12 protein-coding genes and 1 tRNA gene are annotated in these 13,314 nt (G+C 74.2%); 4 read left to right on the top strand and 9 right to left on the bottom strand.

Going from position 1 to position 13,314, the window contains the following annotated elements; all coding sequences use genetic code 11:
* Positions 1-106 precede the first annotated feature (106 nt).
* Both GT045_RS04170 and GT045_RS04165 read right to left on the bottom strand, forming a co-directional pair.
* Positions 107-2,359, bottom strand: coding sequence for a YfjP family GTPase (locus tag GT045_RS04170; RefSeq protein WP_161333323.1), 2,253 nt, complete (start codon positions 2,357-2,359; stop codon positions 107-109).
* 426 nt (positions 2,360-2,785) lie between these two features.
* Positions 2,786-4,393 carry a dynamin family protein gene (locus GT045_RS04165; RefSeq protein WP_161295043.1) on the bottom strand — a complete coding sequence of 536 codons (1,608 nt, stop codon included), beginning with the start codon at positions 4,391-4,393 and terminating at the stop codon, positions 2,786-2,788.
* A gap of 318 nt (positions 4,394-4,711) precedes the next feature.
* On the opposite strand from GT045_RS04165, the gene GT045_RS04160 reads away from it, so the two are divergent.
* From GT045_RS04160 to GT045_RS04150, 3 genes are all read left to right on the top strand, one after another.
* Positions 4,712-4,787, top strand: a tRNA-Arg gene (locus tag GT045_RS04160).
* Between the two features lie 444 nt (positions 4,788-5,231).
* Positions 5,232-6,191, top strand: a complete 960-nt coding sequence (locus GT045_RS04155; protein ID WP_161333321.1) for a D-2-hydroxyacid dehydrogenase family protein — start codon at positions 5,232-5,234, stop codon at positions 6,189-6,191.
* Positions 6,192-6,416: 225 nt separating this feature from the next.
* The gene (locus GT045_RS04150) at positions 6,417-6,704 is read left to right on the top strand and encodes a chaplin (protein ID WP_161333320.1); all 288 of its coding nucleotides are present in this window, start codon (positions 6,417-6,419) and stop codon (positions 6,702-6,704) included.
* 359 nt (positions 6,705-7,063) lie between these two features.
* Here GT045_RS04150 and GT045_RS04145 read toward each other — a convergent pair whose 3' ends face one another.
* The 7 genes from GT045_RS04145 to GT045_RS04115 form a co-directional block, all read right to left on the bottom strand.
* Positions 7,064-7,930, bottom strand: a complete 867-nt coding sequence (locus GT045_RS04145; protein ID WP_202527086.1) for a tyrosinase family protein — start codon at positions 7,928-7,930, stop codon at positions 7,064-7,066.
* Positions 7,914-8,435 (bottom strand): tyrosinase family oxidase copper chaperone, encoded by a 522-nt coding sequence (locus GT045_RS04140; RefSeq protein WP_161298774.1) that lies wholly within the window; start codon positions 8,433-8,435, stop codon positions 7,914-7,916. The genes GT045_RS04145 and GT045_RS04140 overlap by 17 nt, the downstream gene beginning before the upstream one ends.
* A 292-nt stretch (positions 8,436-8,727) precedes the next feature.
* Positions 8,728-9,243 carry a hypothetical protein gene (locus GT045_RS04135; protein ID WP_161298300.1) on the bottom strand — a complete coding sequence of 172 codons (516 nt, stop codon included), beginning with the start codon at positions 9,241-9,243 and terminating at the stop codon, positions 8,728-8,730.
* A gap of 457 nt (positions 9,244-9,700) precedes the next feature.
* Positions 9,701-10,192 (bottom strand): DUF5949 family protein, encoded by a 492-nt coding sequence (locus GT045_RS04130; RefSeq protein WP_161333319.1) that lies wholly within the window; start codon positions 10,190-10,192, stop codon positions 9,701-9,703.
* Positions 10,193-10,416: 224 nt separating this feature from the next.
* Positions 10,417-10,707, bottom strand: a complete 291-nt coding sequence (locus tag GT045_RS04125) for a hypothetical protein (RefSeq protein WP_161298298.1) — start codon at positions 10,705-10,707, stop codon at positions 10,417-10,419.
* Positions 10,708-10,902: 195 nt separating this feature from the next.
* Positions 10,903-11,877 (bottom strand): hypothetical protein, encoded by a 975-nt coding sequence (locus GT045_RS04120; protein ID WP_161333318.1) that lies wholly within the window; start codon positions 11,875-11,877, stop codon positions 10,903-10,905.
* Between the two features lie 169 nt (positions 11,878-12,046).
* A complete protein-coding gene (locus GT045_RS04115; protein WP_161297710.1) occupies positions 12,047-12,286 on the bottom strand; it encodes a chaplin in 240 nt (79 codons plus the stop codon).
* A gap of 424 nt (positions 12,287-12,710) precedes the next feature.
* Here GT045_RS04115 and GT045_RS04110 point away from each other — a divergent pair.
* On the top strand, positions 12,711-13,314 hold a 604-nt coding region (locus GT045_RS04110; RefSeq protein WP_161333317.1), incomplete at its 3' end, for a glycosyltransferase family 4 protein.

Raw genomic sequence — 13,314 nt, 5'->3', positions numbered from 1 at the left:
TCACCACCGGCCGCCCCGCCGCGCCCCGCCCTCCCCGCCCTCGCTCTCGCCCTCGCTCTCGCCCTCGCCCTCGCCCTCCACCGGCTGTCCCGCTCCGCCCCGCGCCTCACCCCACTCCGGCGCGCACCACCCTCCCGTACTGCTCCCGGACCTCCCGGTACCGCAGCAGTTCCGACGCGACCGGATCGAGCACCCGGGCGCGGCCGCAGCTCGCCGCCGCCTCCCGCAGCCGCCGTTCCGCGTCCTGGCCGTAGCGCCGTGCGGGCCCCCGGGCGGCCATCCGGCAGCCCCACTCCACCAGCGGCCCGCCGACGATCCCGCACACCATCAGCAGCACCGGCACCCCCAGGTTGGGCGCCATCACCCCCGCGATCTGCCCCGCAAGCCACGAGCCGCCCACGATCTGCAGCAGCGTCATCGCCGCCTGGACCAGTACCGCCACCGGCCACCAGCCCGGCCGCGGCGGGCGGCCCGGCGGGAGCCCGGCGCGCGCCGCCAGGTCGTCCAGCGCCTCGGACAGCCCTTGGGAACCACGTACGGCCGCCTCGCGCACCGCCTGTGCCCAGGGCGTGGGCAGCCCGGCCGAGGCCCGTTCGGCGACCGTCCGGACCGCCTGTTCCACCCGCTGGCGGGCCGTGGCCTCCTCGTCCGCCTGGGTGCGCACCGCGATGCGGCCCGTCGTGGACTCGCCACGGCCCTGGTACCAGCGCCACAACCGCAACCAGGGTGTGCCGCAGGCACGGTTGGCGTTGCGCAGCCAGGCGCGCTCGGCGGCCTCCCCCGCCGCGGTGGCGCCCACCGCGTCCGCGAGTCGCGCCGCGAACTCCTCGCGCGCGTCCTCACTGAGCCCGGTCCGCCGCCCGGCGGCGTACACGGGCCGCAGCTCGGCGGCGGCGGCGTCGACGTCGGCCGCCACCCGCCGGGCCGCCGCGCCGCGCTCCGCCACGAACTGGCCGAGCATCTCCCGGAGGTCGCCGACGCCGTCACCCGTGAGCGCGGACAGCGCGAGCACGGTGGCCCCCGGTTCGCCGTGCTCGCCGAGCGCGATGCCGTCCTCGTCCAGCAGCCGCCGCAGGTCGTCCAGGACCTGGTCGGCGGCGTCCCCGGGCAACCGGTCGACCTGGTTCAGGACGATGAACATGATCTCCGCGTGGCCGGCCATCGGCCGCAGGTACCGCTCGTGCAGCACGGCGTCGGCGTACTTCTCGGGGTCGACCACCCAGATGACCGCGTCGACCAGCTTCAGGATCCGGTCGACCTGTTCGCGGTGCTGTACGGCGGCGGAGTCGTGGTCGGGCAGATCGATGAGGACCAGCCCGCGCAGCTGCCCTTCGTTGTCCGGGCTGTGCAGCGGACGGCGGCGCAGCCGGCCGGGAATGCCCAGCCGGTCGATGAGGGCCGCCGCGCCGTCGCTCCAACTGCACGCGATCGGGGCGGCCGTGGTCGGGCGCCGTACGCCGGTCTCCGAGATGGGTACTCCGGCCAGGGCGTTGAACAGCTGCGACTTGCCGCTGCCGGTGGCGCCGGCGAGGGCGACGACGGTGTGCCGGCCGGAGAGCTTGCGGCGGGCGGCGGCCTCGTCCAGGACCCGGCCCGCTTCGGCCAGGGACTGGCTGTCCAGGCGGGTGCGGGAGAGCCCGACGAGTTCCCGCAGGGCGTCCAGGCGCGAGCGGAGCGGGCCGTCGTACGCCAGGGGGGCCGGGGTGTGACTGCCGGGTGGGCGCTGGCTCTGCTCCGCGGCGGACGCCCGCTCGGCGGCGAGTGCGGCGGAGGTGGCTTCGGTGACGCGCCGGGCGATGAGTCCGTCGTCCCAGCTCTCCGAGGAACCGGGGTCGGCGTCCTTCCCCGCGTCGGCGGCGGCCGCTCCCGCGCCGGAGGAGGCGGCAGCGGGGGCCGCCTTCGCCTTGGAGGGCGCGGCGTCGGCCGCGGCGCGGGGCTTCGAGGAGGGGGACTCCTTGGTACGGGGCTCCTTGGCACGGGGCTCATCGGTACGGGATTGCTGGGAAGCGGACTGCTGGGAAGCGGACTGCCGAGAAGCGGACTGCTGCGAGGAGGACTGCTGGGAGGAGGACTGGGCGGACGGGGACTCCTGAGGGCGGGCGCTGTGGGAGGGGGATTGCGGGCGGGGAGCCGGTACGCCCTCCTCGGCGCCGGACCCGCGTGCGGGACGGTCACCCCCGGCGTTCACGCCCTGCACGCGCGCGTGACGCTGCGAATCGCGGCTGCTGTCCTGCACGCTCGCGTGACGCTGCGGGTCGCGGCTGCTGTCCTGCTCGCGCGCGTGGCGCTGCGGGTCGCGGCTGCTGTCCTGCCCTCCGCTCCGGCCCTCCCCTCCGTTCTCGCGCGTCTCCTGGCTCAGCCCCGCCTCACCGGTCAGGCCCTTGCCGGTGTTCAGGTCCTTGCCGGCGTTCAGGTCTTCGCCGGCGTTCAGGTCCTTGCCGGTGTTCACATCCTTGCCGGCGTTCACATCCTTCTCCTCGCCCGGATACCTCTCCGCTCCCAGGCCCTCCCCGCCCTGTCCGCTCGCCTCGGAGGCGCTGGTGCCGGCGGGACGGGGGTCAGCGGTGCGGTCGGTGCGGGAGCGGTCGGCACCGCGAGGCTCCTTCAGGAGGTTCAGCCGTGCCTGGGGGAGGCCGCCGGTGCGCTCGGCGGTGTCCATGGCGCCCGAGCCGGTGTGCACGCCGTGTTCCGAGGACCCGCTGTCGCCGCTGCCGCTGCCGTGGTCGGTGCGCCTCATGTGGTCTGTGTGCTCCGTGTGGTTCTGGTCAGTGACGGCGGTCACCGGTCACCTCTCCTTCTGCAGTACGGACAGCGCGGCGATGAGTTCGGCCTGGGGCTCGGGATGGACGTCCAGAGCGTCGAGCGGCGCGAGGCGCCGCTCGCGTTCGGCGTTCATGACGCGGTCCACGTGTTCGATGAGCAGCCGTCCCGCCCGGTCGCGCAGCCGCAGCACGCCGTGCGCGCCGAGCCGCTCGGCGAGCCCCTCACCGGCGGTACGCGCCCGGCGCCCGCCCAGCACCGCCGTGGCGACGAGGGCGGCGACGATCTCCGGGTCGGGTGCGCCGGTGCGTTCCAGGACCCGTACCTCGTCCTCGGCGTACTCCTCCAGTTCGCGCCGCCAGCGCCGGGCAGCGAGCCCGATGCGGTGCTCGGCGCTCTCCAGCGAGGTGCCGCGGCCGGCGAGTTCCGGGGCGCCGGCGGCGGGTTCGCGCCGCCAGACGTCGTCGACGCGTTCGTCGGCGGCGGTGACGGCGCACAGCAGCAGGGCGGCCAGGCTCTCCACGAGGGCGTCGAGGAGTTCCCCGGCGGTGCAGTCCAGGGGGAAGGCGCGCCATCTCTTGAGCGCGTCCCCGGCGAGTACGGCTCCGCCGTGGAGACGGGCCCGTACGCGCGCGTGCTCGCTGTCGTAGGCGGCCTCCACGGCGGAGGTAAGCCGGAGGGCCGCCGCGTACTGGGCGGCGGCGGCGCCGGCCAGCTCGGGCAGGCGGCAGTTGAGCGAGTTGAGCAGGCCGTGGGCCGTACGGGCCATGACGTGCTGGCGGGCGGCGGGGTCCTGGGCGTGGTGCACGAGCCAGCTCTTCAGCGGGGCGACGGCGGTGGCGGGCAGCAGGCCCGCGCCCCAGGCGGACTCGGGCAGCTCGGGCACGGTGAACCGGGGCACGTCGCCCAGACCGGCCTTGGTGAGCAGGGCGCCGTACTGCCGGGAGACCTCCGAGACGACCTGGTGGGGGACCCGGTCCAGGACGGTGACGAGGGTCGCGTCGTACTCCTTGGCGGTGCGCAGCAGGTGCCAGGGGACGGCGTCGGCGTAGCGGGCGGCCGTGGTGACCATGATCCAGATGTCGGCGGCGCAGATCAGCTCCGCGGCGAGGACGCGGTTGTCCGCGATCAGGGAGTCGACGTCGGGGGCGTCGAGCAGGGCGAGTCCGCGCGGGAGCGTGTCGACGGTCTCGACGCGCAGCACGCGCCCGGGTTCCTCGTCCTGCAGGAGGAACTCGTCGGCGGGGTCCCGCTGGGGCGACCACACGCGGGTCAGGTCGGGGAGCACGCGCATGCCGCTGAACCAGTGATGGTCCTCCGGATGGCAGACCAGGACCGGCGTCCTGGTGGTCGGCCGGAGCACGCCCGCCTCGCTCACCCGTCGGCCGACGAGGGAGTTGACGAGCGTCGACTTGCCCGCGCCGGTGGAGCCGCCGACGACGGCGAGGAGCGGTGCGTCTGGCCGCCGCAACCGGGGGACGAGGTAGTCGTCGAGCTGCGCGAGGAGTTCGTCGCGGTTGGCGCGCGCGCGTGGCGCCCCGGCCAGGGGCAGCGGAAAGCGTGCGGCGGCAACACGGTCGCGCAGTGCGGAGAGTGTGTCGAGCAGCTGAGGCCGTACGTCCAAGGTCACCACATGTGAAGAATGCCCAATTTTAGGGGAATTCTGAAGCATATAGACATGTCTGCGCGCCGACGGGACAGAACAGACAGACGGGACGACCAGGACACAGGCGCTGTCCAGGCATAACGAGTGCACAACACCCGGTGCGACAGATGCCAAAAGCGGTGCACGATTCGCACCCGCCTGCGATTATCAGGACCGCTTCACCGAACCTCCACATTGAGCCACGGAGGCGAAGCGACAGGGTCAAGGAACCGGGAGCCCTATCCTTGTCCCCGGCAACGTCACGGATCGGCCCGCACAGGGCACCAGGCACGAGGCCACCCACCGGCCCCCGTAGCTCAGTGGATAGAGCAGGCGCCTTCTAAGCGCTTGGCCGCAGGTTCGAGTCCTGCCGGGGGCGCCAGTCTCCGCCCTCCCTCCCGGGAGGGCTTTTTGCTGGTCAGGGCGTTTTTCAGCAGCGGCGACAAGGCGCCGGGCACCTCTGCGGCGATCACCGGACGACCCCGGGGCCGCCCGTGCGCCACCAGGTTCCCGCGGGTGATCGCGCCCCCTCCACCCCGACCTCACGGCCGGGGCCGGGGTCACCCCCGGACACCTCCGCCAGACCGCCCGCGACCCGTCGGCCGACGTCTGAGATCAGCCAGCCGCCCAGCACGAGGCTCCCCTCCCGGGCCGGGCACGAGGCCGGCCGGGTCCGCGCTCACCGCACCTCCCCGACGACGGCCGCGGGCCCGTCGCTAGAGTCGCCCCGGAGGACCCCAGCGGATCCCACGACCCGATGGACCCAGACCGGGCGGACCCAGGCCCGGTGGCCTCCGGACCCCGTGGGGCCCGGAAAGGAGACGACATGCGGCTTCGGTGTGCGGTGCTGGACGACTTCCAGGGGGTCGCCCACCAGGCGGCCGACTGGTCGGCGGTGACGGACCGGGTGGACGTCGTCGCGCTGCGTGAACACCTCGACGGCGAGGACGCCCTCGCCGCCGCGCTCGCCGACTACGACATCGTCGTCACCCTGCGCGAACGCGTCCCCTTCCCCGGTTCCCTGATCGCCCGGCTCCCCCGGCTGAAGCTGCTCGTCGCCTCCGGGATGCGCAACAGCGTCATCGACTACGCCGCCGCCGAGGCACACGGCGTCACCGTGTGCGGTACGGCGAGTTCGAGCACCCCGCCGGTCGAGCTGACCTGGGCCCTGCTGCTCGGTCTCGCCCGCGGGATCGTGCAGGAGAGCAACGCCCTGCGCGGCGGCGGACCCTGGCAGTCCACCGTCGGCGCCGACCTGCACGACCGCCGGCTGGGCCTGCTCGGACTCGGCCGGATCGGCGCCCGGGTGGCCCGGGTCGGGCTCGCCTTCGGCATGCGGGTGAGCGCGTGGAGCCGGCATCTCACCGCGGAGCGTGCCGCCGAGGTGGGCGTGGAACTGGCCGCCTCCAAGGAGGAGTTGCTCGGCACCAGCGACTTCGTCTCCATCCACCTGGCCCTCGGCGAGCGCACCCGGGGCCTCGTCGGCGCCGCCGAACTCGCCCTGATGAAGCCGTCCGCCTACCTGGTCAACACCTCCCGCGCGGCCATCGTCGACCAGGACGCGCTGCTGGCCGCGCTGCACCAGGGCCGGATCGCCGGTGCCGGTGTCGACGTCTTCGACGTCGAACCGCTGCCCGCCGGCCACCCGATGCGCAGCGCCCCCAGGCTCCTCGCCACGCCCCACCTCGGCTACGTATCGCACGCCAACTACACGACGTACTACGGTCAGGCCGTGGAGAACATCCAGGCATACCTGGCCGGCTCCCCGCTGCGCCGCCTGCCCTGACACCACGCCGGACATCCGTCATCCGTTCACGGAGGCCCTCGGTCCGGCGCCGGTCGGTCCGGCGCCGGTCGGTCCCGCCCGCCCGGGCCGCGCGTCCGGGAGGCCCTGCCGATGAAAGGGTGATCCCCGGCTGATCACCGTGACCGAGCCCGCGCGCCGCCGTTGAACGGGAAGTGCGGCGGCGGGTCTGCCGCTGCGCTTTCCGAGCTACAAAAGGAGAACGTGATGTCTCGCATCGCGAAGGCAGCCGCTGTCGCTCTCGGCACCGGTGCCGTGGTGATCAGCGGCGCCGGGCTCGCCCTGGCGGACGCGGGCGCTCAGGGCGCCGCCGCCGGTTCGCCCGGCGTGCTCTCCGGCAACCTGCTCCAGGTTCCGGTCAACATCCCGGTCAACGTCTGCGGGAACACCATCGACGTGATCGGCCTGCTCAACCCGGCCTTCGGCAACACCTGCGTCAACGCCGGTCACCAGGGCAAGCCCGGCAACCCCGGCTCCGGCGGCTACGGCAACTGAGCCGACGCGTCACACACAGGCAGGAGCCCCGGCACTCCGAGCGCCGGGGCTCCTGCCTTGTTCTTCGTGTCCACCCTTGTTCTTCGTGTCCACGAAAGGCCGACCACGCGCCACCGTCCACGAAAGGCCGACCACGCGCCACCGTCCACGAACGGCTGGACAAGTGCATCGGCCCCGTACGGCCGAAGGCACACGGCCGGCCACGCACGGCCGGACCCTTACGGCCGGCCACGCACCGCCGGACCCGTACGGCCGGATGCGTCCGGCCGGACCCGTACCGCCGTGCGGCCGGATGCTTGCGGCGCGTACGGCTGGACCCGCGCCCGGCCGTCCGCCGGTCAGCCGGCCGCGGGCGCCGTTCACGCGTACCGGTAGATCCGGCTCACGTCCTCCAGCTGGTCCGGCGTCTCCTGCCACGGCGGGAGCTTCTCGTGCCGGGCGACGACCCGGTCGTGCTGGGCGTCGCCCGGACGGGGCGGCTCGGCCGGCAGGTAGCGGTGGTTGCGATGGGCCCGCTGCCAGCGGTACCACTGCAGGTCGAGAAAGGCGTGGTGCAGCCAGAACACCGGGTCGTTGACGGACGCGCCGCCGAGCATCTCACCGCCGACCCAGCGGTGCACCCGGTTGTGGTTGCGCCAGGAGGCGCTGCCGCTGCCGCTCCCCCACCCCTCCAGCTTGTTGCGGAAGCCCTTGCGGACGGTGGAGTCCCAGGGCCACGCGTCGTACACGGGGTCGTCCAGCGCCGACTGCAGCTCCCCCTTGGTGGGCAGCTGGAGGGGGGCGGCCGAGCGGCCCAGGTCCCGGGTGAGGAACTTGCCGTCGGTGATGCCCTCCTTGAGGGTCCAGTGGCCCGCCGAGTAGGCGAACGGACCGGTCATCACCTGCCGGTCGGAGGCCCGCCCGTTCCCGCCGAGCAGATCCTTGGTCCACGGTACGGACGTCGTCGTGCGGTTGCGGGTCCAGTCCCAGTACGGCACCGTCACCGAGGAGTCCACGCGGCGCAGGGCCCGCTCCAGCTCCAGCAGGAACCTGCGGTGCCAGGGCAGGAAGGACGGTGCCATGTGCGCGCTGCGCAGGCCGTCCTCCCCGTCGGCGGTGTAGAAGTCGATGTGCGTGCGCACGAACTCGTCGTACTCACCGCGCCGTTTGAGTGCCAGCAGTGCGTTCACCAGCCGCCGCCGCTCCCCGGCGGTGAGGGTGCTGACGTCCTTACGCACGTACGCCATGCCGGCCCCCCATCTCCATGTGCCCGTCCTGCCCGTCCTGCCCGTCCGGGTGTGCGGAGTGCCCGTCGTCGAGCCGGCCCGGCGCCAGGTCGCGCAGCCGCCGGCCCGGCCCGATCTCGTCCACGGCCGCCCGGGTCGCCTCCAACGGCGTCCGGTACGACGTGTAGTGGTCGACCATGGTGAGCCAGGTGCCGTCGGCCCGGCGCATCAGGTGCAGCGGACGGCCGTCGATGGTGATCCGCCACTCACCCTGGCCGGCCGCGCGTCCCGCGGCGGGTACCAGGACCCCCTGGATACGGCGGCCGCGGTAGGTCTCGTCGAAGTAGCCGTCGCCGCGCTCCCCGGCCGGGGGCAGGGGCCGGGACGCGGCGATGACCGGGGTCAGCGCCAGCGCGGCGGCGGAGACCAGCAGCCCCCGCGCCAGCTCCCGCCGGGAGGGTCTGGCCGCCTCCGGCCGGCCCTGCCGCTCCGCACCGACCGCCACTCCGCCGACACCGACGACCATGCTCGCTCCTCGTCCGGGTTCAGATGTCCGTACCGGCTAACCGGCCGGGAGGGCGTGGGGTCACCGTCCTGGGGCCATCCGGTGGGTACGGAGAGGAGGAACGCACCGGGCCACCGTCGTGGGACCGCCCGGCGGGTACGGCGGGAAGTGGGCCGGGCCACCGTCGTGGGACCGCCCGGCGGGTACGGCGGGGAGTGAGCCGAGGCGGCCTCGTGGGACCGCCCGGCGGGTACCGGGGGGGCGGGCCGGGCGGCCTCGCGGGGATCGGACGGGGCGGGTGCGGGCGTACGGGTTACAGGCCCGTGCCCGTGCCGAGGTCGGCACCGGCCACGGTCTGCAGGACCGGGGCGAGGACGCCGACCTCGGGCAGCTTGAGGTCCGGGAGACCGAAGTTGTCCGGGTTGGGCTGGGTCAGCGGGGCGTCGACGTCCAGGCCGGGACCGGCGGTGCGCAGGTCGGAGGCGGGGGCGTCGACGCCGACGTGGTCGAACCGGTCGCCGAGGAGGCGCGGCAGGGGGGTGTGCAGGTCCAGGCCGGGCAGGGCGCCGGTGACCGGCAGCTGGGGCAGCGTGCGGTCGGGCAGCAGCCGCCCGGTGACGTACCGCGGCCCGTCGGGGGCGCCCGGCGTCAGCAGCGGCAGCTCCAGTGTCGCCTTGGGAACCTCCATGCCCAGGGACTGCGACACGCCGTCCAGCGGTACGGGGACCGGGACCGTGCCGATCGCGGCGGCGGGGGTGGCCGCGGCCCCCACGGCGGCCGTGACGCCCGTGATGACGGCGGCGAGGGTTCCTCGGGTGGTCGGCTTCATGTCAGGTACGGTCCCTTTCAGGATGTGGGGGTTCGTCGTCCGTACCGCGTAACGAGCCGGAAAAGGCCACCAGTTCACAATTCCCCCGACTGCCGTAATAGTCGGCTGGTAACAGTCGGCCGCCGATGGTCAGTTCGTCCAGAAGTCCCACCAGCGGGTCAGGACGAACATTCCGATCACGGCGAGAGGGGGAATGGGCGTCACCCGGCCGAATCCGACAGAAGTGCAGAAGTCAGAAGTGCAGAAGTGCAGAAGTCAGGAGTGCAGAAGCCTTCGGCCGGCCGGGCGTGGCGAGCCGCGGCCGACGACGCCTTGGGCCACCAGGCCCGGCGTCGGGACGGGGGACCCGGAGACCGGGGCCCGGTCGCTCTCCTGCACGCGCCGCCGGCCGTCGCTCTTCGCCCCGCCGCCGCCGGCCGTCGCTCTCTGCACGCCGCCGTCGGCCGCGGCCCCGGCGTCAGCCGCGCAGGGTGGTGGCCGGCAGGACGACGTGCGCGGCGGCGCTCAGGGTTTCCTCGGCACCGGCGAACTCGGCCAGCGCGGCGGGCTCGACGGCCTTGCCGGGTTCGCCCTCGGGCCAGGCGCGGGTGGTGAAGACGAGGTAGGCGTAACCGCGGGCCCGGATGGCGGCGAGCCACTCGGGGGGCGCGTCGGCCTGGGCGACCAGCTGCGGCATCCGGACGACGGCCTGGCCGGCCTCCACCAGCAGGCTGACCGGGAGGCTGGGCCGGCTGGTCCCGTCGACCAGCTCGCCGCCGCGCGGCAGCCCGTTGCGCTCCAGCAGCCGCTCGACCGCGACGGCGGTCGCCTCCGGGCCGCCCGCCGTGTCGCCGAGGGAGTAGGCCAGCAGGTAGGGCATGTCGGAGCCGTCCGGGGCCTCGCCGCTCCAGGCCAGGACGACGAGCGTGCCCAGCTCGGCGGGACGGAATTCGGTTGAGGTTGAGGTCACCGCGCGACCATACCGACGCCCCCGCGCGCCGCCGGGCGGCTTCTCACCCTTCCGGACCAGTGCCCGGGGATGCGCCACACGATCGAGCGAAACGGCCCGACATGCCGGAGGCCGGTGCCGCGGTTGCGGTACCGGCCCTGTGCCCGCGCCCCCTGCGGAATGGCTCCCACGGGCGCGGATCCGCGGGTCTCCCGGCGTCCGTCCCGGGAGCGGGGAACGAGGTGTCAGCTCTGGAGGGGCAGGCCGCCGAGAAGCGGGTTGTGCTGGTTCAGCGCGGCGGTCGCGCCCTTGACCGTGCTGAGGAGCGAGTCCTTGTTCTCGGTGTCGAGCGCGTCCGACTGGTGCTGCAGCGGCATCGCGTCGTCGAGGGAGAGCGGGTCCTTGGTGAGCTGGTTGACGGCGCCGTTGAGGCTGGTGGGCGTCACGTCGGAGGCGTTGTAGGCGAACGCGGGCGCGGTGACGCCGGCGAGGGCCACGGAACCGGCAACGACAGCGGCAGCCTTCAGGGACTTCATCGTGTTCCTTTCTTCGGCAACTCACGTCACCCCTGGAAATTCTGACGCCGTGCCTAACGAGGTCCGGGCGGGCCGGAAACTCCGCGCGGAGAAGACATATGAAATCCCCGAGACTTTCTCGGGGATTTCATATGCCGGCCGGTCGGGGGAACCGGCCCGGCGGATCGGCCGGTCAGGGGAGACCGGCCGGGCGGGTCAGCCGGTCGGGGACAGGCTCGGCGTCGCGGCCGGGGTGGCCGCCGGGGACACCTCGGTCAGGTCGGTGGTGGCGAGGGTGCTGCTGCCGGAGAGGGTCGACGTCAGCAGGTCGACCAGGCCGGACACCACGTCGTTGGCGGACGACAGGAGCTTGTCGAGGCCGTCGGTGACCGCCTTCACCAGGTTGTCGATGGCGGTCTGCAGGGCGCTGAGCGTGTCACCCAGGAGGTCCCGGGACGAGGGGGCCATGCCGGCGTGCGCGTGCCGTGCGGCCGCCCGGGCGGTGAGGGACACCGGCACGGCGGAACCCGCGGGCGCGGCGGACGACGTGGGTGCCGCGGGTGCCGCCGGCGAGGCCGGGGTGGTGGGGGCGGTGGACGCGGCGGGAGCGGTGGGACCGGCGGGCTTGGTGGGGGCGGTGGGCGTGGCGGCGGCGGGCTTCGCGGTCGTCGTGGGAGAGGCGGGGGTGGTGGGCGCGGCGGGCTTGGCGGGAGCCGTGGGCGTCGCGGCGGCGGGCTTGGCGGTCGTCGTCGGAGAGGCGGGGACCGCCTGAGCCGCCGGCTGGGTGGGCGCCGCCGGCTGGGTGGGCGCGGCCGGCTTGGCCGGGGCGGCGGGCTGCGTGGGGGCGGCCGGCTGGGTCGGGGCGGCGGGCTTCGGTTCGGCGGCGGCCCTGGCGACGGCCTGCTTCGCCGCCTCGCCCAGCCTTCCGGCCTCGTCGGCGGGGAGCTTGCCCTTCTCCAGCGAGCGGGCGAGCAGATCGACGACCGGGTTCAGCTCGGGGTTCGCCCAGGCCATGGCCCTGGCCTGGGCGAGCAGCCTCTCCTTCTCCGCTGCCGGAACGGACGCCCCCGTGGCGGTACGCCCGTGTTCCCGGGCGGCGTCGGCGGCGAGGGCGGCCGGGCCGGTGATGCCGACGAGGACGGCCGCGCAGAGGACGGTGGACGCGAGACGCCGGGCGGGCAGATCACGCATGGGTGTTCCTTTCGGTGAACAAGTGGGACCTAGGCCCACCGTCAGTTCGCCGATGGCACACCGCAACCGCTCGCCCGCACGGTGTGATCCGTCCGAGGGAGCGGAAGCGGCCGTCCGCCCGCGCCTGGTGCGCGGGGCGGACGGCCGCCCGAGGGGGTGCGTCCCGACGTCAGTCGTTGACGCAGGTGTTGCCGAACGCCGGGTTCAGCAGACCGATGATGTCGACGGTGTTGCCGCAGAGGTTGATCGGCACGTGGATCGGGACCTGGACGACGTTGCCCGACAGCACGCCCGGCGAGTTGGCGGCTACGGCGCCGGCGCCGGCATCGGCAGCAGCCACGCCGGCACCGCCGGCGACGGCCGCGACAGCGGCGGAGGTCAGGACCAGGCCCTTCGCGATACGCGACATGGAGAGGTGCTCCTTGGGATCGACACAAACATCCGGGCGGATACCCGGCGCTGTGTCAACGCGCTGCGGCTGCGCGGGTTGTGCCGCCAATGGGGTGATCTGCTCGAAGGACACCCTCGCGACGACGGAACGCCTGAGCGAATTCCGCGCCTTTCCTCCGGATAAGTAAGAAATATTACGGATCGCTACCGGGCAGGTCGGGGCAGTCCGGGGCATTAGGGGGACCTCCCGGGGCCCGGCCGCGGCCGTCCGGTGCCCGATCTCGGCCGGCTCTGCGGCGCGGCGGTGACCAGCGGGGCTTCCGGCTCGTTTCCCACGCGGACACGGCGTGGGCCGGCGCGCTCCACGCCGCCGTGGACGCGCGCCACCGAAGGCGCGTCCACGTCCGCAGTCCCGAGCGCCCCGTGAGCGAGGTATCCCGCGAATGCACCAGCCAGCACCCGACCTGCGGCCCCGGGTCCTGCACCTCGCGCAGCCCGTCGACGGGGGTGTCGCCCGGGTCGTGCTCGACCTGGCACGGGCTCAGCTCGCGGCGGGCGTACGGGTCACGGTCGCCTGTCCGGGCGGCGCGCTCGCCACGGGCCTGCGGGAGCTGGGCGCCGACGTCCGGTACTGGCGGGCGGCCCGCTCCCCCGGTCCCGGCCTGCCGGGCGAGGTACGCCGGCTCGTACGGCTGATCGAGGAGGTGCGGCCCGAACTGGTGCACGCGCACAGCGCGAAGGCCGGCCTGGCCGCGCGGCTCGCCGTCCGCGGGCGGATCCCGACCGTGTTCCAGCCGCACGCCTGGTCCTTCGAGGCGGTCGGCGGCCTCACCGCGGCGCTCGCCCTGCGCTGGGAGCGATGGGGGGCGCGCTGGGCGGACCGGGTGGTGTGCGTCAGCGAGGCGGAGCAAGCGACCGGCCGGCGCGCCGGCGTGCGCGCCGCCTACACGGTCGTACCGAACGGCATCGACACGACCCGCTTCGCACCCCCTCCCGCCGCATCACCCCCGCGCACCACACCGCCTCCTCCGGCCGCACCACCCGCGC

The organism is Streptomyces sp. SID486, assembly GCF_009865385.1.
GTDB lineage: Bacteria > Actinomycetota > Actinomycetes > Streptomycetales > Streptomycetaceae > Streptomyces.
This window is presented reverse-complemented; position numbering and strand designations above follow the sequence as displayed.